Here is a 22,393-nt window from a genome sequence, read left to right as displayed (position 1 = left end):
CATATTTTAAATATTATGTATCTAAAAACATATGCTTTAATACAGGGATCTCTGGAAGTCTTCTTAAACTATTAATTGTATAATGCGCTTTATAATCTTGCTCAACTATAAGATTACGGTAAATCCCATCTTCTCTATTAATATGAATTGTTATCCAATTTAGTTTCTTAGCAGTTATAAAATCCTTACTTAAATTATCTCCTATATAAACACACTGCTGATGAGGAACCTGTAGTTCCTTACTTATTTTTTCATAAGGAATTTGGCTCGGTTTCCAATATTCTTTTCCAAGCTTATCAGTGAGAATTATCGAATGAAATCTCCCTTTTAACTTTAATGCATTAATCTTCTTTTCTTGGGTAACTAAATATCCGTCTGAAATAAGTCCTATTTTAACGGTATTAACTAAATTATTTAGTACCCACTCCGCTTCATCCAACAATTGAATATCTGGTTTATGAAACCTATACTGTTCTATCAAATTACTAATCAAATTTTCATCGTAAGGAATGTTTAACTTTTCAAGCGTTTTATTAAACACAAACCTTCTTTCCCCAAAATCGAATAATTGAATTGCAGCATTATAAAATCCAGTTTTCTTGTAGTTCTCTTCAATCCACTCATCCACTGCTTTAAAACCACTTACGATATAATCCTTTTCTTTATATAAAGTATCATCCATATCAAAAACAATTGCTTTAATCACCATATTAAATACTCTCCATAAAAACTGCTTCATCATATCTAAGCATTGTTAGATTTTCTTTCCAACTAAAATCTTTTTCTGCAAAAACTTCCCCCTGACACATTTTAATTGTCCATAAAGGAAAATTTGCTCCCGCTTCGATCGATAACGGAATCCCTCCACCAAAACGTGGATTTATTTCAATAAACGTAATTTCTCCATTTGCCTTTTTAAAACATTGCAAAGTAATACAGCCAACAGGATTAGGAAGAACTTTTATTACACTTTCTGCAGCTTTGATAATTTCATTATCCTTCTTGGTCATCCCTTTACTTACCTCACCTGCTCGTGTCTCTATACGTAACCTAGGAACAATCGTTTTTATATTTCCATAAAAATCTACCATTATATCTATAGTATATTCTTCCCCTGAAACATACTCTTGTATCATCGCGTTAGGTATATACTCCTTAAAGAATTCCAATTCCTTTTCATTCATAATTTTTGTTACACCTTTACTAGAACTTCCATCATAAGGTTTAATCAATAATGGAAATTGATATTCTTTTCTTTCAATTTCTTCATCACTATATACTCTGGGCGTTGGTATATTATTAGAAACAAAGAAGTTATACGTGTATTTTTTGTTATTGGCTATTTTATTTAATTCCATACTAGAAACAAGTACTTTTACACCAATACTTTCAAAAACCTTCGCATTATTAGCCAAAAGAATCAATTCTGTATCAATTAACGGAATTATTAGTTTTATACCTTCAGATCTACATATCTTCAATAACTCATCTATATACCCTTTTTCATTTACACGTGGAACAACAAAATGCTTATCGCTAAAGTAAATAGTAGGAGCAGTTTCTTTTAAATCTGCAGTAATGATGTTCCCGTTCATTTTTTCTTGCTCAAAAACTTCCTTAAATTTTTTTATTAAAGCTACTCTCCTACCAGAACTAGTAAACAAGATATTCATATTATTTTTCATCATGTTTTATACTCCCTTTAAAAATTGGCATAGTTGCGTGGCTACCATTTTGTATGCCTTCTGATTTTAAGACTTTACTAAAAGTTAAATATAAAATTTTTAAATCTAGAAGAAAACTTTGATTCTCAACATACCATACATCCAGTTTAAATTTTTCATCCCATGAAATGCTATTTCTCCCATTTACTTGTGCCCATCCAGTGATTCCAGGTTTTACATGATGTCTTTTAGCTTGTTCATTAGAATATAAAGGCAAGTATCCCATTAATAATGGCCGCGGTCCTACTAAACTTATATTACCTTTTACAACATTTATAAGCTGCGGCAATTCATCTAAACTATATTTTCTAAGAAATTTCCCAAATGAGGTTAACCTAATTTGATCAGGTAAGAGCTCACCATTATTATCCCTTGCATCGGTCATTGTACGAAATTTGTAAAGGTGGAATGTTTTTTCATATAACCCTGGACGTTGCTGCTTAAATATGATCGGAGAGCCTAGCTTAATTCTAACTAAAATAGCTACTATAAGAATAGGCAATGAGAGAATTAATAACAATGAAAAAGAAACTAACAAATCAAAAAGTCTCTTCATATATAATTATACTCCTCACTCAAATTTTTTAGAGCGTCTTCCTAAACCATATCAATATAATAAATAAAAAGAAGGAAGGGCTACTGATTCCCTTCCTTTCACTCTTGAGTCTATTAAAAACAAATCATTTTTTATTAGACTCATAGACAATAATATAAAAAATCCGTACTAACAAATACAATTAGGATTATAGGACAAAAAATTGAAAAGAAACTTAACTCGATTAGTTTTACATAAGCCAGATATAATTCATTTTAGTCATTACTACTAATAATTGTTCCTAAAATTCTAAGCAAAAAAAGAAAAGCTACTATGCTTATTAAAAGAACATAGTAGATTTTCTTTTTTCTATATTAATAACTAAAAGTGAATAAACACATTATGCGTTTATAAATCCGAATGTTTTGAATACTGCTAATGACCCAATTTCCTTCCATATAATATTATTATCAGTAACTGCACTACCGGAAACTGATGAAAAGGTAGGCATAGTTGTATATGACGTACCATCATTTAATGCTTCATATACATGATTACCCGAATTAATTCTACTACCTTTCGAATAATATTTAGATGCTACCCATGTTTGATTATTTGCATATCCGCCTGTAGTACAAATCCATCCAACATATCCCGCGACAGTCGGGTTTGAATTTTTCACTTCTTGTCCTAATCCATAATAACCTGATGTTGGGATACTTGACATTCGGTAGTATGGATCAATCACACCGTAAATAATATTTCCTTGCAGAAATTCTTTCCCTGTAATCATCATTGTTGCATTATTTAACACATTGTTTTTCATTACAAGTTGAAGAGTATTACTTGCTGTTCTATTATCAATTCCTACTTGTGCTAAGTTCGTAGCAGTTACATTATTATTTTGAATTACTGCTTGTTTCCCTGCAAAAGCTACATCTAAAATAATAATAGCTCTTGGAAGAGTATCATTTGTAATTTTTATAACATTCCCACTTAACATGATATCATCAGACACATTTTGAATATTTAAGACTGTTCCATTTGTTTTTTCAATGTAACAATTAATTATTTTGAATGATTTGAAATTATTTACTGTAAGTAACGTATTATTTATATCCGTACTAATGATCTTACAATCTCTTAATTCTAACGAATTTGCTGTACTTGATTGTGTGCCTAAAAACACAATGTCTTTAAAGAAACAATTTGTATACGTTCCCGCAAATAAAGTTGGATTTTTCACATTTTTAAATATTGTATTTTCAAAAATCCAGCCTGGTTTAAATGTTCCTGCTGTTGAATAATTTAAATATAATACATCTTGTCCTTCAAATACGCAATTCGATATCGTTTGTGGTTCATTTTTCACTTCTAGAGTCCACTGATACAACGATGACAAAGAGTTAAGTTTATCCACGTCATTAAAAAAACGACAAGAATCAACCCTAACTACATATGGGAATGGTGTATCAATAATCATTTTACTGTTACAAAAAACATTATCAAATATATTAATAGATCTGTTTCCATATACACCTTGAGCATTTATTTGTGCTCCATACACATAATTATTAGAGAAAATAACATCTCCTGCTAAAAAGACCTTTGCTAGTCGGATATTATTCCCTGTTACAATTACTCTATCTGCGCCACCATTAATTGATACCCCAACATAAGCATTTGAAATGGTATTCATGATAGAATTGTTTACTATATAAATAAATTTCCCATTTACAACAATAATGTTATATTTTTGATTGTCATGAAAATTATTTCTTTCAATATAGATATATTGGTTCAAATCATATCCATCTTCAATATCAATTCCACTTTGTGGATCAGTACCTGCGATATGATGAATGTCATTATCACGAATGTACACATTCTTTGCGCCACCTACAGTAATCCCTTGTCTACGACAATGATGTAAGTTGCATTTCTCAATATAAGTATATTGAGAAAAAGAAGGGACCCGAACATTTATTAAACAATTTGTGGGAGCAGGAACAGTACTTTGATGAAGAACGATTTTAGCATAACTTGCTCCATTAGGAACTTCCACTTCATCAAAAAATTGCACATTAATTTTAGCGGATATAAATGCGTTACTTAAATTATAAAAAATAACATCATAATAATCGCATGTTATATCGGTACCCAACCCGCCAAATCCATTCCCATAAAGACCGAAATAACCATACTTTACAATAGCAGCTTGCTTCATATCAATTTGTAATTTGGAGCGTATCTTTGTCGTACTACTTACTAACGAACCATCTGTTGTACTGATTGAGCCTTGTTCAAATGAACTAGCTAATGATGTTGGAAAAGGCGAAATCTGACCAAAAGTACTGTTAAGTGTAATGGCATCTCCTGTACAATTCAAAATATCTAGATTATCTAAAGATACAAATCTTGTATTATTCCCTCCATCGGCAGTCGGAGTAAAACTCCCCACTGCAACGCCGTATCCTCCCTCATGTGTTCCTCCGCTAGAGTAATCATGCGTATCTTTATCTCCCTGGATAATACCATTTGTAACCCTAGAGTAGACTTGATTTTTACAGAAACTCACAATCGCATATCCCGTCAAGTTATTTGTTTCCATTTTTAAAGTTGCACCATTCAAATTTAGCGTTAGGTAACTTTGTGGTTCAATTGGTTTATTTTTATCAATCAAGTACGTTCCTTTTGGTAATACAACTTCTGTATATCCTTGTTGAGATGCCCACTTTAAAGCATTATTAATACCTTGAGAAGTGTTAACGGCATCAGTTCCATCATTTTTAGCATTCCATCTATTTAATTCAAGCACATATGTGTTTGAATTAAATGTATCTTCTGGGGATTTTGGAACCCATTTTGATTTTGTACTATCATAAGTCAAAATATCATTATTCGAAGGCATCTTGCTTGTTAAATCTACGTCACTAAGATCTCCCAGATTAGCCAAATCAATTTACACCTCTTTCTTGTTTTTCTACATATTATGTTTAGCGAGGTAAATTGATTGGATATTAATAATAGAGAAAAGAATAAAAGCGGCTGAACATAAAGTGACTTTATATCTCAATTTTTTACCGTTAGACAGTAGAAACGTTGAAAGAACATGAACAGAGACGTATAGTATGATAGCCGATTTAAATGCTACATTTTTATTCTACTTGCAAAATACTCTATTACTGATTTATCAAAGTTTTGATCAAATTTCCTTGCAAAATATTGATCTGAGCTTTCTATTGAATTGATATCTTCCAAGGTGAAGGTAATCGGATGATTTCGGGTTTTAAAAGTCTGGCCCCACCTCAAGTATATTAAATTATTATTTACAACTTGAGATTTGTACTCCGAATTCATTATTATTGTCTGAAAAAACCATTCATCTGGACATAAAGCATTTTTAAAAGCATCATAGTACCATTCATTTCTTTCTAAAAAATCTATAATATATCTTGCAATATCCAAAGGGATACAAAACCACGATGAACCGTGATAAAGTGAGAACTCTTCAGGCAACTTATATGGGTTGGGAAACATGTTAAATCCCCAACCATACAAACGCATAATTATTCTTCTAAAAACTCTAAAAGGATGAAATACATTGTATTGTTTCCTTGCTACCTTTGGCCAACTGATATTCTGAAAAGAAACATCTGAATTACTCCTTTCAATATGAGTTGCTGTCATAAATATTTTGTTTTTATTATTTAATAGAAAATCTTTAAATCCGTTTTTCACCAATAAATCTTGACCACTTCTAAGGCACACAAAATCGTAACTTTTTTGTGTATCTATTACTTTTTTTAGCAACAAAATCGTAGCATCTATCTGGCTTATATCACCCCATTTTACGTCTATATTCTCATGCAAAACTTCCACATTAGGATTTCTTAATATTTTCCTACATAATTCATTGTGTGTTTTTTTATCAATATGAACAAATACATCGGCTTGTTCTTCTGAGATAATTTGGTTAATAAACCCATTTACTTGATCTGGATTTTTGTGGATTTGTAAGATATATGCTGTACGCGGAACTGTAGTATTCTCAATACGGTTCTTTGAAAGTAATTCAGAAAATTCAGTTAAATTAGGTACCATACCTTTACAGTCGTTCATAATTTCCTCCACTAAAATAAATTGACTAAATTCACACGTTCATTATATAAAACCATGAGAACTAATTTAAGTTAGATATTTTTTGCTTATTCATTTACATTTTCTATACCAGAAAGCTATTATTCCTCATATTGCTCTTCAACTATTTTTAATATTTCTGAAATAAGTTTTTTTTTGTTAATAACTTAGATAGAATTTTGTTAACAATTTGTCTTACTATATCCCGTAAATATTTAAACTCTTCATGTTTTCTAAACGTAATTAAAAAAATTACATTGGGAATAATAAGACACAAAATACTGCGTATTACCATATTTATAAATATATCGGTATAAAAGATATTGCCAAGAGTATCTGTTATGATTACAGAAACAAAAACTAGAAATCCAAACAAACTATATCTAACAAAATATAATTTTACCGATCTTTTGAAAACAAATTTAAATATAACATACGGATCGTACCAAAAATAGGTACACAATCTGCTGATAACAGTACCCAAAAATACACCTGCAATTCCTATTTGCTTCGCGAGAATTATAGAAACTACAATATTTATAACAGCCGCTATAATAGGTCTATATTTTCCTTTTTTAAATAAGCCAGTGGTTTCTCTAAAAGTTGTGGCCGCATTTTGCATTCCAGCAGTAAAAAAATTTAGTATTATGGCAAATATTATGTATTTATTAAACACATAATTCTCACCTAACCATAGAGTTATAAATGGATTCATTAAATTCCAAAGACAAACCGTACAAAATCCATATATCCAAAAATTAGCGAAATTTATCACACGAAAAATAAAATATTTTTTTTCCACATCTTCTTTAACATTTAAATTCCCGACACTGGCAGTAATAGAATAAAAAAAATACCCTAACAAGGTATTTAATGTGTTTAAAATCAACAAATAGTTCGAATACATACCAACCCAAATAATTCCAATAAATTTAGAGATAACAATATTATCAGTTCCGTTAATTACTACACCACTAATTTTGTATAATAATAAAGCATACAAATTTTCAAAGAATAGCTTTCTATCTTTTTTGGATAGTTTTGCATTATTTTTCCCTTGTAAATATGGATATAATTTATTTGCCTTATTTGCAATATATATATTTTCAATCACTCTCAATGCTAATTGAACTATTAGTACCAAAATATAATTACTTGTAGCTATCAATAAAAAAACTTGTAACGAGTGGGATATGATTGTGAATATACTATGTATTTTAGAAATAACATGATTACGTTGATCAGCAATAATAATTGATTGCTTATACACAAAATAATATGATGAAACTGAACTTACTAAAAATAAGAGATAGATCATGTTAATATTTTCAATTATAGTATGTGCATTCGTTATATAAGGAAGAAATGGTAACAGTGATAACCCTAGTAACAAAACTATTAATCCTATTAATCTGTATGCTTTTTGATATAAGTTCATTAATGCCTGTATTTTATAAATATCATTTTCAGCTAAAGGCCTGTATAAACTATAAATTATAGCAGTATCAAAACCCAAATTAGCTAGTGAAAACATAATTAATATACTTGTAAAAAGTCCATCCACACCTAAATATTCTATGCCGAGTGTATAAATAAAAGCCGTTCTAACAATGAACCCCATACCAATACTGATTATTTGTCCAGACAAACCAAATAATATATTTTTCAGGGAATTTTGTATTCTCATAATAATACCCTCTATTTTTAATTGTTTTGTTTAAGTATTGCATTTACTTTAATACTAATCTTTCTCTTTAAAATAGGAAAAAATTTTGTTATTCTGTATTTTAATAATGCTTTTCTTCGCTGCGCTTTAAAATCATAATCTAAAAACCAATCTAGTAAATCTTTATCTAATATATAAGTGTAGTTTTGCTTCATCCGAACTTGAATTAGATTCCAATACATAACAATAAACGTATTTGTAAAAAACTTAACCTCATTATTTAAAGATTTTTTGACGTACTGAAAAAGATTATTTGGGATATTGAATCCATACTCCCGAGGATCTTTTCCTTCAGCAACAATTCCCATAATAGTTCTTAAACATTTTTCACATTTACAACAATTTTCTTCATTTTTAAAACATACCCTGATGTTAACCGATTCCTTATTAATTGAATAATGGTCCACAACCACTTTAACTTTATCCTGCCTAGTAAGTTCGTATCCATCGTGAAAAACTTCACCCGATGCATATTTTATTTCATTGTCCACTGTTGGGTCAGATGCACAAGTAACTTGATATAAAGGGGAATTAGAACTTGCAATATATATGCATTTTATCTTAAGTTTGAAAGCTATAGGAATAGCTGCAGATATTATTGCTAATCCATGGTGTAATCCATGCCACCATGTATCTTCTAATTTGTCTCTAAAGTCATGATCAACATTCCCAGCGATTATAAAAGTACCATAATTAGATTGTATAAGAATGTTTTCTAATCCATTATCTTTTGCAAAATTTATAACATTTTCTTTATCTGCATCCCACACATTACTGCTCTCTATATCATCTTCATGCCATCCATATTCAGTAACCAATAACGGCTTTTTATCCTTTATTCTTATAAAAGTAGTAAGTGCATCAAGGCCTCCACTAAATAGAGATGATGCCTCTAGTCTAGGAATATAAGTATTGTCAACAATTTTATCTACAACAATAGAACCCATAAATTTGACATTAGGAAACATGTTTTGATATGCATTCTTTATATTATTTAGACAGACATAAAAGGATTTATCTAATTCTTTTATCACTATTGTTGAATCAGTAATCCATATAAGAGGGACTACATTCGCAACAAATGGAATAGCTAAAATGCTATTTGGAATATCAGATAAATCATAGTTGTATTCAAGAAACATATGATTACTTGTTTTAAAATACTTTTGTAAATCCCCCTTGATACTAAAAAAGTAATCCACCCTGTTATTTTTTATTATAATTTTATCAAGAATTATACTATTCATTTTTTCCTCCTAATAAACCACCTATTTTGCCGCATTATTCTAATTAATTAGAGAATTGTCTTAACCATAGATTTACCACATCAAAATCTACCTTAACATCTGTTATTATTTCTGAATTAATCATTTTTTCAAGATTATTAAAATCAGCTCTATCGATTAAATTTAAATTGTATGTCTCGCCCATCCCCTGGGCTCTTTCATCTATTGAAATAATTATTGTACGTTTTTTATGTCGCATTGCAAATATACCGCCATGTAAACGCGTTCCGATATAATCCACCTCTGTATTAAGTATTTTTTCGTATTCTTCTATAGTAGGTGGCACAATTTTTATTTCTTGTATATCTTTTAATTCTTTAAAATATTCAAGATCTCCCGCGTCTTGTATCCAAAAATAAACATTTTTATAATTTTTATTAAGTACATCTATCAATAATTGATCCTTTACACAATTCTTAGAATGATGAGTAAGTGTAAAAACAACTGATTCTGATTTTTTTGTCGGAATTTCCTTACAAAATTCAGGTGTAAGGGACCACAATGTTGCACAACCTGTATTTAAAGCTTTAAACCCCATTTCTTCTAAAAATCTTTTTGTCCTTTCGTCTCTAACACTATGTACATATTCATGTGATAGAACTTTTTTATATAACAACTTTGTATATGCATTTATCTTATTACCTTTCCCTGCACCAACACCAACTAAAATACTCCCTTTTAAAGGAGCACAATTAAACATATTAATATTCCATTGAGGAAAATGAGTAAGCATGTCCATCACTAGCAAGTTTGAACCACCTACAAACTTATATTTAGCACTACTATAAATCTGTACTCGATGTGAATTTCTTGCTACTTGATACCAATGAAATGGTGAAACATGAGTGGGTAATGTTAAAACATATGCATTTTTAGTTATATCAGATAGCTGGTACTTTACACACTTCATTATTATGTCATCGCCCTTGTTAAGAGAACCTACCGACGTATCTAATACTAAAACATTTTCCATGAAAGCAATTCCTCCAAGTATCTTTTATAAACAACAAAAGATTTTTTAATTTTATAACTTAATCTATTATCATTCAATTAATCTATATACCTTTTCCACTTCTGCTTCATTACCATAATTCCGTTGACTAGTATTATTCACAATTTTATTTCTGAATTCGCCATTATCAACCATTTTTTTTATTCCCCCTACAATCCCCTCAACACCCATTGGACAAATCCATCCATCTACACCATTCTCTAACTGGCTTTTTGCAGTTGGAAAATTAGTTATAAGTACTGGTTTTTTAAGGATTTGCGCCTCACGTACCGTCACAGCCTTTCCTTCATATCTGGATGGTTGCACATATATATCACATGCTTTTATATACGGATACGGATTGGTCTTCTTGCCTAGCAGAAAGAATCTATCTTGAAGCTCTAGTTTATCTATCAATATTTTAAGTTCAGTTTCTTGAGGTCCATATCCAACAATGTACCACTCAATATCATATCCTTGATCCAATAGTTTCCGAAAGGCATGTATAGCATCATCAATTCCCTTAGCGTGTGAAAGTCTACCTACAGTAACTAGTTTTATCCGTCCAAGATTAGCTGGTATTTCATGAGTAATATCTTGATTAGATTGCTCACGTATAAACTCAGGAGATATTATATTTTCAATAACTTGTACTTTTTTATTAATATAAGGAATGCTACTAAGAAATGTATCTCTACAACTTTCAGAAACAGCCACGATATCATCTACTTCTTTCCACATTTTATATTCCATACTTTTATTAAGTTGTATGTTGGAATAATCTGTATGGATCCACCCGATTTTTCTTTTCGCTCGAACTTTATTACCTATGAAATAATGTGGCCACAAAAAACTAATCGCAACATCGTACTCTTCTTCCAACCTTGGAAGAAATGGAAGAGACATTCTCCAGCCATATTGAATGACAAAGTATCCTGGCTCTTCACTCTTCACACACCCCCCATGCACAGTACCCATAACTTTCCCTATCAATCTTGTTATCCCAATAGAGATATGCCCCTCTTGTACTATTTGTTTAATTGATTTCCTAAAAGTAGTATATTTTTTTAATTCTTGTAACAAATTCGGTTCTTTAGGTAATAAAGAAAAAAACTCTCCCTCATGTTTAAATAACATTAAATCTATATCGTATCTACTGTAATCAATTGTATTTAACAAACCAATCAAGCTTCTTTCTACTCCACCAATTGCTAAATCAAAAGATGTAATCAATATTTTTTTCTTTTTCATCATCGAATACCTCACAAAATCTATTGTGGACTTCTATTTTCCCATATGGTAATTCGCTTTCTCCACCCAACAAATCAACATATAGCTCAAATATACAAATTGGTAATAAGTCAGATTACCTTATGGCTTCCTTACACTCTATTCCATATAACGTTAACCAATCAAGAATGTTATTATTGATATCAAAACCTAATCTTGAAATGTTGTTAATTATAACTCCCCTTTCAGGTCTTTCTTTTAATAGAGCTTTATAAATTTCTGTGGACCATATTTCAATTTTTTCATCTAAGCCCACAAACGAAATTATACCTAATCCCATATCAGTATTTTTAGGTATTGTATCCGCTACAACACAAGGTACGCCTGCACATTGTGCTTCCAATGTCACAATACCAAACCCCTCGAATAAAGAAGGGAATATTAAAACATCAATAACATTCATAATTATCGGAATATCTTTTCTCACTCCCAAAAATCTAATGTTTTCATAAATACCTAGTTCTTTTGCTTTCAATTCAATAGAAGTTTTTAACGGACCATCCCCTGCTAAAATTGCGATAAAATTTGTATCTCTCTTTAAAATCTCCTTTAAAACATGTAAGATGAAAATATGATTCTTTGATTCTGAAAAACGACCTATATGCCCAATTAATTTCGCAGCATCCGGTATACAAAGTTCCTTTCTTACACTGGCAATATCCCCTATATTCACATCAATAAATTGATTAATATCTAATCCATTTTTAATCAATTCAACCTTATTATTGTGAAACATCCTTTCACCAAATAAAAAACGTGCAGCTTCAGCACTACACGCACAATAATCTGTTCCAGCATATTTAATAATAGATTGCAGAACCTTCAGGGTAATTCTTGCTGTGACTCCAGATCCTTGTGGCCAATTATTACTATGAGAATGACAAATTCTCTTTTTTATACCAGCCATTTTTGCAGCCAAAGCTACAAAACCACCTTGATAATCCGTATGTGCATGTACAGCTATATATTGACCATTAGACATTATCTTTATAAGTTCTTTAATATATAACAGAGGCCCTACTTGTCCTAAACTTGGTATTCCATATAATCTCCCACCTAATGCTGCTATTTCATCTTCATAATCACATTTCCCACTTCCATGAGATACAAAATCAAATTGAAGCTGCTTTCTATCTATTTTCCTATATATATTCATCAATAAAGTTTCAGCGCCACCCCTATTCATAGCACTGACAATGTGCAAAACCCTTTTGTTTTCTTTAGCCTTAACCATTGAAATCTACCCCAATCTTACAACCAATCCATATATTTAACACTTTATTATCCAAGCAAATTGCTCCTATAGACAATTCTCAAAGTAATTACATGTTCATATACAAAATAAATAAAATAACATACTAGAACTGCATAATAAATAAGCTTTTGATCTTTATCAGTAAATAACTTTACAACCCAAGAAATTAATATTAATTGATACAATCCAAAATAAATCGAAAACCTTGCAAAAATCCAATTTTGAGTTGAAATAATCATGAAAACTAAACCTAATAATGCCATGTTTACGATATAATCACTTTGTGGAAAAAGTGCTCTTAGTTTGTGCCTCCCAATAAAAGCAAGGATGAGCGGAGTTGCTTCCACAACAACCCGAAGAATATTAGCTCCACCTTCTTGAAAATCCTTATAGTGACCATATTGTGTATCCCCTATAGTTGCAAAGAAAACTTCTGCAAATTGATTAAATCCTATTACAATAAGTACTGCAATAAAGAGTAGTATAAATGTTATTGTCGACCAAGCTTTCCTTCGAACTAAAAAATAAATAGGAATTAATACAAGAGCGCTTTGGTGAAAAGTTGATGCAAACAAAACTATCAAAAAATATTTTTTCCAATTCCCATCTAAAATATATTTTGTAGCGGTAAAAATAATTGCTGCTGCTAAATACTGTCTCAATCCATTCATTGAAACTAAATACATACCCGATGCTATATATACATATAAACTTAACTCAATCATTCTTGAATATTTATATAGAACTGCTACTATTAATATATTTGTTATTAAAGCCGTTATAAAAATCAGAACTTGAGGATCATTCGTATACATTTTTAAAATCATTTGCAAAATACTAAACCCGATATTCTTGCTATCTTGAACATTCTCCCAGTTAAAATCAGTAACTTTAAAAGCGTGCATATAAAAATATGTGTCGCCAATATTATTTCTAAAACCAGATACTACTACAAGAGAGAGAGTCGCCATTAAAATCAATAATCGATTCGGCTTTAACATCACAATTCCTGTAGTTACCGGCATAGCAAAATACCTTGCAAAAAATGCGAGTATGAATACGATAAAAAGATTCATCCAAAGTATAGTCATTATTATGTCCTCTCATTTACTTACTAAGTAAATCCTATATATTTACTTCCATTCTTGTTTTCATTGTAATGTAACTATAAAGAATAATCCCAAATGGTAATGCGCAAATCGTCAGACCTTTGCATGGCGACTCTTGTATAAATCTTTTATTTCTCGCCATGAAGCTGCTTGATACATAATGTACAGCTTGCCTATACTTGAATACTCGATTAGTAAATGGTAATTTCATAAGTTCCTTACGATAAAAAGCAAAACCTCTTGGGTTTTTACGATATTGATTTAGCATATTCATTGATGATCCATCATCCATGTATTCCACATAGCAAAGAGGTTCATTCAACATTAACATTTCATATTGTCGATCAAGCATATAATACTTATATGCTAGTCCTACATATTTTTCATTTTTAAAAATTGGGTATGGATATTTCTTAGTCAATTCTGTGCGATAGACCAATTTTTTATCACCTGTAACACCATGTTTGTTGTAAAGATCAAAAAGCGTGGAGTATTTAAGGTCCTCTGGTAACTTTGAGCCAATTATTTGCCCATTTATATACAAGTCCAGTCCAATTATTCCACTAACTTCATCATTCCCATAACTATTCCAAAAAGAAAGGATTTTTTCTACAGCATCATCTGGCATGTAATCATCAGAATCAATACAAACGTTTAACTCCGTATCAATCATTTCATAGGCTGTATTATGAGCACCATGCATCCCTTGATTTTGTTGCCAATGATACATAATTTTGATATATTTTTCAGCAATCCAGCTATCCACCAATTCTTTTGTGTTATCACTAGATCCATCATCTATTATTAACCATACAAAATCCTTACATGTTTGACGTTTTAAACTCTCATAACAATTTTGAAGACAATACGCTCTATTATAAGTAGGGGTGAAAATCGTTAAATTCTCCAAATTACTCACCTCGAAAGTACGGAATAAAAATCTTGGGTTAATTCTGCCGTATGCTTAATATCGTATCCTTTTTCTAATAATAATTGAGCTGATATATTCCTCGAGAAATTACTAGTTTCTAATTTTTTCATTTTTTCTATCCAAGCCACTTTATCCGTTAGAGGCAAATGTTCAACTAAATTCATTCCCAAGTCCACTTCTTTCGTAATAGTATCCGATATGATACAAGGTAAACCAACCCCTTGCGCTTCTACAAGTGTGACTGGTAATCCCTCATGAATAGATGGAAAAACAAATGCATCAAATGCTTGAAGTATACGTTCTACATCACCTCGTACCCCAAGAAATCTTATATTCTTCTCTATATTCAAATCTTTTACTTTTTTTTCAATTTCCATGCGAAGCGGCCCTTCACCAGCTAATAACAGTATTGAATTTGGCCGGAATTGAGTTAACTGAGCAAATAAATCTATAAGATAGGTATGATTTTTTTGATAAGCGAATCTTCCGACATGACCTATAACAAAAGCTTCCTGTTCAATTTGTAATTCCTTTCTTACTTGTTTTCTTATTTCAGGACGGAACAAAAATCTATCACAATCAATTCCATTTTTTAAGATTTTGGCTGTATCAGCTTTATCTGCAAATAACCATCTCGCAGCTGCATTTGAACATGCTAACAAATGTGTTGCACATGTAGATATAGATTTTCCTGCATGCCATTTATAGATTTTCGCCGCAGTTCCTCCCTCACTACTAGTATTATGACTGTGAGCAATCCTAACCGGTATTCCCGCCTTCTTAGCAGAACGAAGTACAAATCCACTCATTTTATCCATGTGTGAATGTACAATTCTATATTCTTGATGAGAGGTGAAAAAATTATCCAGTGCTTTTATATATCCTCTATGTCCAACGTTTGTGATATATGGAATTCTATGAATTTCCCCGCCTAACTTTACTATTTCTTCATCAAACACTCCTTCTTTACATGTTAAAAAATCAAATTGAACTTTGGAACGATCTATATTGCGATATAAATTCATAATTAAAGTTTCCGCTCCGCCTCTATTCATATTTACGACTACATGTAATACTCTTAATGGAGTGCCCAATTTAAATCCTCCATTTCACCCATAAATGTTGTATAAATTTCTTTTTTCTCTTTTAACACTTCATTTACTGAATATTGATTTTTAATCCTAGTACATCCATACTGCCCCATCTGAGCTAATACTTTAGGATTTATAGAAATACCCTTTATCCTGTCAGCCATTGCTTTTATATCATCACGATCTACAATCCAACCATTTTTATTATTAATAATCAATTCCCTATGTCCCCGGTTATCAGTAGCCACAACCGGAAGTCCACAAGCCATGGCTTCCATAATATTAACTGGCAAACCTTCCCTGTAACTAGATGCAACCGCAAGATCACACATCTGTAGTAAGGAAGCTATATCATTTCTGTAACCGAGAAAATGAACCATGTTAGTCACTCCTAGTTGAGTAGCTATTTTTTTACACTCTTCTATTAACGGACCTTCTCCAGCAAGCAAAAGCTTTGCATGTGGCATTTCATTTTTCAATTGCGCTAATACATGGATTAAAAAACTTTGATTTTTATTCTTATTAAATTCAGCAGCATAAAACATTAAAAAATCTTGTGGTTTATAGCCACATTGTAACTTTAATTCTCGTTTCTCAATTTCAGTTACAGGAGTAAACCGTTGTACATCTATTCCTACACCGTGAACTAGCTTAATATCTTTCACTGGAAAGCGATGTTTAACTGCTAAATCATAATCTTCTTGGTTAATTGTTATTAGACAATCCGTATAAGAAGCTAGAATTCTTTCAATCGGATAATAAAGCAACCAATTCATATACGGTGATCCTTTACAAAAGTGAAATCCATGTGCTGTATATACGACTTTCGTTCCTTTCTTCCTTGATTTCCGAGCAGCTAAACGCGCTATTACTCCTCCCATGGGCGTATGGCAATGAATAATGTTATATTTATTTTTATCAATAATTGACATTAACTTTTTGTATGCATGAAAATTTTGTGATCTAATAGGTGATCTTTGAAAAGGGATATTGTATTTTTGATTGACATATGGAAGTTGCATGTTACCATTTGCTACAACATGCACTTCCCATCCCTGCTCTGCGAACCATTTCATATACGGTAAATGGAACGCCTTAAAATGATAATCCACAGTTGCACAAAACAGAACTTTTTTAGACATCATTCCCACGCACCCATCTTATTTTATTCTTATTAAGCTCACACACCATTATCCTGATACTGGAATTAATATTTTCAAAGGCTTGCGATGATTAACTAAATATAATAATCTATCTCGCAATTCCGCTTCATTCAAATTTTCATATATAGAGACGAATTCTTCTACCTCTTCTATACGAACATTCATTTCTTGCCCTACATAAATTCTCGGATGAACTTGCTTCTCATTCATTTCATCTTCTTTTAGTAATTCTTCAAAAAGTTTCTCTCCTGGGCGTATACCAGTAAATTCTATTCCTATTTCATCCACAGAGTTTCCTGATAACCGAATGAGATTTTTGGCAAGATCGACTATTTTTACTGGTTCTCCCATGTCTAAAACAAAAATCTCCCCACCTTTAGCTAAAGAACCAGCTTGCACTACGAGTCTTGATGCTTCCGGAATTGTCATAAAATACCGAACCATATCAGGATGAGTAACTGTAACTGGTCCACCATTTTGAATTTGCTTCTTAAATAAAGGTATAACACTCCCTCTACTTCCTAAGACATTCCCAAAGCGTACAGTAACAAACTTTGTATGACTTATTTTATCTTTATGTTGAATTACCATCTCAGCTAATTTCTTTGTTGCTCCCATAACACTCGTCGGGTTCACAGCTTTATCAGAGGAAATCATAACAAACGTTCCTACTCCATGTGCTCTCGCTGCCTCTGATACATTCATAGTTCCAATCAAATTATTTTTAACAGCCTCTTCAGGATTATTCTCCATTAGTGGTACATGTTTATGTGCAGCTGCATGATATACAACATTTGGAAGATGTTTATTCATTATTAAATTCATCTTTTTTTCATCTTGTATATCTGCGATTTCAGGAATAAACGTGCCTTTCATATCTCCATATTTTCTGTTTAATTCCATTTCTATAGAATAAATACTGTTCTCCCCATGCCCTAGTAAAATCAACCTTTTCGGCCTAAATTTTGCAATTTGTCTACAAATTTCCGAACCAATTGAACCTCCTGCACCAGTAACTAAAATAACTTTGTTAGTTATATAATCTGAAATAACATCCACATCAAGTTCTACAAGATCGCGCCCTAATAAATCTTCTACTTGAACATCTCTGAATTCGTTCACCGATACTTTACCCGTTACTAAGTCTTCTAACATCGGAAGAATTTGAGTTTTCACTTCTGTTTTTAAACATCTTTTCAAAATAACATTTTGCTCTCTTTTGTTTAATGAAGGAATTGCTAAAATTATTATTTCAATATTCAGTTTTTTAACAACATACTCAATTTGATTCTTACCACCAATTACTGGAATACCCCAAATATCAAGGTTATGTTTTTTTACATTATCATCAATAAATGCGACTGGCATTAATTCGGCAGCACTATTCTTTAACAACTGCCTTGCAACCATTGTCCCAGCAGATCCCGCACCAACAATTAACGTTCTTTTTTTATCACCCTTTTTTACATAATAAATATCTCTGTACATTCTCCATATAAAACGTGAACCACCAATTAATAAAATATGAATCATCCAAGTTACAACTAACAGCCGAAAATACATTTTTTGCATGATTAGTTGCTGCACAACTGCTGTAGCAATTATAGAAAATGTAACAACTTTGCATATAATGAGTAATTCTCCTATACTTGCATATTCCCAAGCTTTATTATACAACTTATATATTAAAGCAAATAAATGATGACTGACTAATAGAGTGATAGAGCTAATAATTGATGATAAAGTGATAACACTAAAGCTAGCATTTACAAAGAAATAACTAAAGAAAATAGCACTTAACACAATCATTGAATCCATTAAAAGCAATAACGATATCCTCCGCCGATACGTCATGTAACTTCCTCCTTTAATCAATTCCATACTTAACTCTTTCAAATTTAAAGTTTCTAACTATATTCTCTTTATTAAAAGCACATAGTTAGAAACTTTAATAAAACATGGGCATCTAACCCGGCCTCACATTACACTCTTGATGACTCGCATCTAAGGTTGTTTTCACAACCCACAGCATAATCGAGTGCCTCCGTTGATAGCGGTAAGGAGACATCACCACATCGTAGCTCTTTAAAAAATTCTTTATAAAGAACATCTTAATATAAGGATATTAAATTCTTTTTTTAAAAGTACATTTATGTTATTTATACTTTTCCATTCAAAATCGCACCTAATATCCTACTTTTCGTAAAACTTAACGCCCTTTTCGTTTCAAGCGCATCTTCATTCACAGTATGATTATAACGTATCACCAATAATACACCTTCACACTTATCAGCCAATACACTTGTATCTGTTACTTCTAGTACAGGAGAAGAATCAAATAATATAATATCATATCGTTCCATTGCCTTTTGAACTAACATATCCATTGCACTCGAACTAAGTACTTCGGATGGATTGAATGGTACCGGTCCGCTAGTTAATACATCCAGACTTTCCATCTCTGTTTTTTTCACGGCGCCCTCTAAAGTTGTTTTTCCGTTCAATATATCAATTAATCCAATTGTATTTTCTACTCCAAACATTTCATGAATCGTTGGTGTTCGTAAATTTGCATCTATTACCAATACTTTTTCACCTTTTTGTGCTATTGAGACTGCTAAATTAACTGTAATCGTTGATTTCCCTTCACCATACCTCGGAGAAGTAATAACTATAGTTCTGCTTTTATGAATAGATGAAGATAATTGAAGGTTTGTTCGAAGCGAACGATACTGCTCCGAAATTTTCGATCTTGGAGCGGTATGTACAATTATACTTTCTCCTTTAACTTTATTTGTTTTTCGTCTATTTTTGTAAGCCACTCCGTTCCCTCCCCCAATAATACCGTATTTTTTTTACTGAATTTGTCTTTCACATTTTTTCTATTCATTTTAGATATTCCGCCCAAAACAGGGACATCTAACAATTGTTCAATTCGCCGTTCCGATTTGATTCTCTCATCAAGTGAATCCAATAAAAAAATGAATCCAATACTGAGCACCATACCTATAGAGAATGCAATTAGTATCGTCTTAAAGTGATTTATATTTATAGGCATAGAATTTTTTTGAACTGGGTCTTCTGGTAATATACTCACATTATTAAAATTCAGTATATTCGCTACTTCTTTCTTATAAACAGCGGCTGTAGTATTTGCAATTTTATGAGCAAGCACAGGATCTATATCCACTACATTTATTCTCATAATCTGGGACCCTTGCACACTTTCTGTACTTATTTGTCCACTTAATGCACCTGCAGATCTGTTAATATTCAATTCAGCAGCCACTTTTTCTAATATTACAGGCTCATTTACCATCGCTTTCAATGTATTCATCGTTTCAGCATTAGCTTGAACAATAACCCTTGCTGAAGAGGCATATAATGGTGTTTTTACATATATAGTATACATCGCTCCTGCTACTGTAGTGAGAGTTGTAAATAATAGAAGTATCCAAATTCTTTTTCGTATAATAGTAAATAGATTTTTCAAATTTATTTCCTTATCCATAACTTCCCTCCTCATTTAAAACCAATGAGCTTCAACTTGAAATTGGCATCGAAAACTTAAGAAAAAAAACAATATTTTTATTCTTTTTAATATACAAACATTTCTAGTTAATGCCATTTTAGTTCTTTATACAGAACGAGTCAACACAAATTATTTTCACTAAATTACTTCCTGATGACACTAAAAAAAATGCGACAACATTCGAGTTTTTTCACTGTAGATAAATGACGAAAAAGCCCTAATACCGTAGTATTAGGGCTTTTTTCTCTCTTAGTATAGAGACATATATTGATCGCGTTCCCATTGGTGAACTTGCGTGCGGAAAATATCCCACTCAATTTCTTTTGCTTCAATGAAGTGCTCAAGTAAATGATCACCTAATGCGCCACATACGATTTCATTAGATTGTAAAGTAACTAATGCTTGCGCTAATGTTGCTGGTAAGTCAACGATACCTGCTTCCTCGCGCTCTTCTTTTGTCATTACATAGATGTTACGGTCTACTGCAGCTGGTGGAGTTAATTTGTTTTTAATTCCATCAAGACCTGCTGCTAATAATGTAGCCATTACTAAATACGGGTTTGCAGCTGGGTCAACACTACGTACTTCTACGCGTGTACTAATACCACGAGATGCAGGGATACGCACTAATGGACTACGGTTTTGTGCAGACCATGCTACGTAACATGGAGCTTCATATCCAGGTACTAAACGTTTGTAAGAGTTTACAGTTGGGTTTGCTACCGCTGTAAATGCTGGCGCATGTTTTAAAATACCTGCGATGAAGTGACGAGCATCATCACTTAGTTGTAATTCACCGTTTTGATCGAAGAATACGTTCTCACCATTTTTAAATAATGATAAGTTACAGTGCATACCTGAACCATTTACACCGTATAATGGTTTCGGCATAAATGTTGCATGTAAACCATGTTTACGAGCAATCGTTCTTACAACAAGCTTGAATGTTTGAATATCATCGCATGAGCGAATTGCATTTGCATATTTAAAGTCAATTTCATGTTGACCTGGTGCAACCTCATGGTGAGATGCTTCAATTTCAAAGCCCATTTCTTCAAGTTCAAGAACGATATCACGACGACAGTTTTCCCCTAAATCCATCGGCGCAAGGTCGAAGTATCCACCGTTATCGTTTAATTCTAATGTTGGATTTCCTTTTTCATCAACTTTAAATAGGAAGAATTCTGGCTCTGGTCCAAGATTGAAATCTGAGAATCCTAATGCTTCCATTTCTTTTAACACACGCTTTAAGTTGTTACGTGGGTCGCCATCAAATGGAGTACCATCAGCATTGTAAATATCACAGATTAAACGAGCTACTTTACCTTTTTCAGCTGTCCAAGGGAAAATTACCCAAGTATCTAAATCCGGATATAAATACATATCAGATTCTTCAATACGTACGAAACCTTCAATAGAAGATCCATCAAACATCATTTTGTTATCAAGAGCTTTTGTTAATTGGCTCACTGGAATTTCTACGTTTTTAATTACCCCTAAAAGGTCCGTAAATTGCAGACGGATATACTTTACATTCTCTTCTTTCGCCAAACGGAAAATATCTTCTTTTGTGTACCTAGCCATTAAAAATTCCTCCTTAGTCCCTCTAAACACCTTCAG

The 22,393-nt window shown here is 31.8% G+C and carries 18 protein-coding genes; all 18 read right to left on the bottom strand.

All coding sequences use genetic code 11. From position 1 onward, the window contains the following. Positions 1-13: 13 nt before the first annotated feature. The 18 genes from MKX77_RS06540 to glnA all read right to left on the bottom strand — a co-directional run bounded on the left by MKX77_RS06540 (position 14) and on the right by glnA (position 22,357). On the bottom strand, positions 14-709 hold the full coding sequence (locus MKX77_RS06540) for an HAD family hydrolase (RefSeq protein ID WP_341306079.1): 696 nt from the start codon (positions 707-709) through the stop codon (positions 14-16). 1 nt (position 710) lies between these two features. Continuing rightward, on the bottom strand, positions 711-1,688 hold the full coding sequence (locus tag MKX77_RS06535) for an ATP-grasp domain-containing protein (RefSeq protein WP_341306078.1): 978 nt from the start codon (positions 1,686-1,688) through the stop codon (positions 711-713). Continuing rightward, positions 1,675-2,280: a sugar transferase gene (locus tag MKX77_RS06530; RefSeq protein WP_341306077.1), complete on the bottom strand. Its 606-nt coding sequence runs from the start codon at positions 2,278-2,280 to the stop codon at positions 1,675-1,677. The genes MKX77_RS06535 and MKX77_RS06530 overlap by 14 nt, the downstream gene beginning before the upstream one ends. Before the next feature lie 379 nt (positions 2,281-2,659). Continuing rightward, the gene (locus MKX77_RS06525; protein WP_341307937.1) at positions 2,660-5,170 is read right to left on the bottom strand and encodes a right-handed parallel beta-helix repeat-containing protein; all 2,511 of its coding nucleotides are present in this window, start codon (positions 5,168-5,170) and stop codon (positions 2,660-2,662) included. A 239-nt stretch (positions 5,171-5,409) separates the two neighbouring features. Next, entirely contained in the window at positions 5,410-6,381 is a 972-nt protein-coding gene (locus MKX77_RS06520) for a beta-1,6-N-acetylglucosaminyltransferase (RefSeq protein WP_341306076.1), read from the bottom strand. 148 nt (positions 6,382-6,529) lie between these two features. Then, on the bottom strand, positions 6,530-8,086 hold the full coding sequence (locus MKX77_RS06515; RefSeq protein ID WP_341306075.1) for a lipopolysaccharide biosynthesis protein: 1,557 nt from the start codon (positions 8,084-8,086) through the stop codon (positions 6,530-6,532). Between the two features lie 17 nt (positions 8,087-8,103). Continuing rightward, positions 8,104-9,372 (bottom strand): peptidase, encoded by a 1,269-nt coding sequence (locus MKX77_RS06510; RefSeq protein ID WP_341306074.1) that lies wholly within the window; start codon positions 9,370-9,372, stop codon positions 8,104-8,106. 43 nt (positions 9,373-9,415) lie between these two features. Then, positions 9,416-10,384 (bottom strand): polysaccharide pyruvyl transferase family protein, encoded by a 969-nt coding sequence (locus MKX77_RS06505; RefSeq protein ID WP_341306073.1) that lies wholly within the window; start codon positions 10,382-10,384, stop codon positions 9,416-9,418. A gap of 69 nt (positions 10,385-10,453) precedes the next feature. Further along, positions 10,454-11,653, bottom strand: coding sequence for a glycosyltransferase (locus MKX77_RS06500; RefSeq protein ID WP_341307936.1), 1,200 nt, complete (start codon positions 11,651-11,653; stop codon positions 10,454-10,456). 115 nt (positions 11,654-11,768) lie between these two features. Next, positions 11,769-12,926: a glycosyltransferase family 1 protein gene (locus MKX77_RS06495; RefSeq protein WP_341306072.1), complete on the bottom strand. Its 1,158-nt coding sequence runs from the start codon at positions 12,924-12,926 to the stop codon at positions 11,769-11,771. A 47-nt stretch (positions 12,927-12,973) separates the two neighbouring features. Continuing rightward, positions 12,974-14,038, bottom strand: a complete 1,065-nt coding sequence (locus tag MKX77_RS06490; RefSeq protein WP_341306071.1) for an EpsG family protein — start codon at positions 14,036-14,038, stop codon at positions 12,974-12,976. Positions 14,039-14,072: 34 nt separating this feature from the next. Further along, on the bottom strand, positions 14,073-14,966 hold the full coding sequence (locus tag MKX77_RS06485; RefSeq protein ID WP_341306070.1) for a glycosyltransferase family 2 protein: 894 nt from the start codon (positions 14,964-14,966) through the stop codon (positions 14,073-14,075). 5 nt (positions 14,967-14,971) lie between these two features. Further along, positions 14,972-16,081 carry a glycosyltransferase family 1 protein gene (locus tag MKX77_RS06480; RefSeq protein WP_341306069.1) on the bottom strand — a complete coding sequence of 370 codons (1,110 nt, stop codon included), beginning with the start codon at positions 16,079-16,081 and terminating at the stop codon, positions 14,972-14,974. Then, the gene (locus MKX77_RS06475) at positions 16,066-17,223 is read right to left on the bottom strand and encodes a glycosyltransferase family 4 protein (protein WP_341306068.1); all 1,158 of its coding nucleotides are present in this window, start codon (positions 17,221-17,223) and stop codon (positions 16,066-16,068) included. Before MKX77_RS06475 ends, MKX77_RS06480 begins: the two co-directional genes overlap by 16 nt. 45 nt (positions 17,224-17,268) lie before the next feature. Continuing rightward, positions 17,269-19,095 carry a polysaccharide biosynthesis protein gene (locus MKX77_RS06470; RefSeq protein WP_341306067.1) on the bottom strand — a complete coding sequence of 609 codons (1,827 nt, stop codon included), beginning with the start codon at positions 19,093-19,095 and terminating at the stop codon, positions 17,269-17,271. A 305-nt stretch (positions 19,096-19,400) separates the two neighbouring features. Next, positions 19,401-20,063 (bottom strand): CpsD/CapB family tyrosine-protein kinase, encoded by a 663-nt coding sequence (locus MKX77_RS06465; RefSeq protein ID WP_016092140.1) that lies wholly within the window; start codon positions 20,061-20,063, stop codon positions 19,401-19,403. Continuing rightward, the gene (locus MKX77_RS06460; protein ID WP_085312168.1) at positions 20,012-20,752 is read right to left on the bottom strand and encodes a YveK family protein; all 741 of its coding nucleotides are present in this window, start codon (positions 20,750-20,752) and stop codon (positions 20,012-20,014) included. Before MKX77_RS06460 ends, MKX77_RS06465 begins: the two co-directional genes overlap by 52 nt. Before the next feature lie 270 nt (positions 20,753-21,022). After that, positions 21,023-22,357, bottom strand: a complete 1,335-nt coding sequence (glnA, locus tag MKX77_RS06455; protein WP_088079154.1) for a type I glutamate--ammonia ligase — start codon at positions 22,355-22,357, stop codon at positions 21,023-21,025. Positions 22,358-22,393: the final 36 nt, after the last annotated feature.

This window comes from Bacillus sp. FSL R9-9410, from assembly GCF_038050385.1.
GTDB lineage: Bacteria > Bacillota > Bacilli > Bacillales > Bacillaceae_G > Bacillus_A > Bacillus_A cereus_U.
This window is presented reverse-complemented; position numbering and strand designations above follow the sequence as displayed.

Excerpts from the sequence above, each read along its gene's own strand:
- MKX77_RS06530 (WP_341306077.1), bottom strand. The coding sequence starts at position 2,280 with ATGAAGAGACTTTTTGATTTGTTAGTTTCTTTTTCATTGTTATTAATT.
- MKX77_RS06460 (WP_085312168.1), bottom strand. The coding sequence starts at position 20,752 with ATGGATAAGGAAATAAATTTGAAAAATCTATTTACTATTATACGAAAA.
- glnA (WP_088079154.1), bottom strand. The coding sequence starts at position 22,357 with ATGGCTAGGTACACAAAAGAAGATATTTTCCGTTTGGCGAAAGAAGAG.
- MKX77_RS06500 (WP_341307936.1), bottom strand. The coding sequence starts at position 11,653 with ATGAAAAAGAAAAAAATATTGATTACATCTTTTGATTTAGCAATTGGT.
- MKX77_RS06475 (WP_341306068.1), bottom strand. The coding sequence starts at position 17,223 with ATGATGTCTAAAAAAGTTCTGTTTTGTGCAACTGTGGATTATCATTTT.
- MKX77_RS06495 (WP_341306072.1), bottom strand. The coding sequence starts at position 12,926 with ATGGTTAAGGCTAAAGAAAACAAAAGGGTTTTGCACATTGTCAGTGCT.
- MKX77_RS06510 (WP_341306074.1), bottom strand. The coding sequence starts at position 9,372 with ATGAATAGTATAATTCTTGATAAAATTATAATAAAAAATAACAGGGTG.
- MKX77_RS06520 (WP_341306076.1), bottom strand. The coding sequence starts at position 6,381 with ATGAACGACTGTAAAGGTATGGTACCTAATTTAACTGAATTTTCTGAA.
- MKX77_RS06505 (WP_341306073.1), bottom strand. The coding sequence starts at position 10,384 with ATGGAAAATGTTTTAGTATTAGATACGTCGGTAGGTTCTCTTAACAAG.
- MKX77_RS06525 (WP_341307937.1), bottom strand. The coding sequence starts at position 5,170 with ATGCCTTCGAATAATGATATTTTGACTTATGATAGTACAAAATCAAAA.
- MKX77_RS06535 (WP_341306078.1), bottom strand. The coding sequence starts at position 1,688 with ATGATGAAAAATAATATGAATATCTTGTTTACTAGTTCTGGTAGGAGA.
- MKX77_RS06470 (WP_341306067.1), bottom strand. The coding sequence starts at position 19,095 with ATGACGTATCGGCGGAGGATATCGTTATTGCTTTTAATGGATTCAATG.
- MKX77_RS06515 (WP_341306075.1), bottom strand. The coding sequence starts at position 8,086 with ATGAGAATACAAAATTCCCTGAAAAATATATTATTTGGTTTGTCTGGA.
- MKX77_RS06490 (WP_341306071.1), bottom strand. The coding sequence starts at position 14,038 with ATGACTATACTTTGGATGAATCTTTTTATCGTATTCATACTCGCATTT.
- MKX77_RS06540 (WP_341306079.1), bottom strand. The coding sequence starts at position 709 with ATGGTGATTAAAGCAATTGTTTTTGATATGGATGATACTTTATATAAA.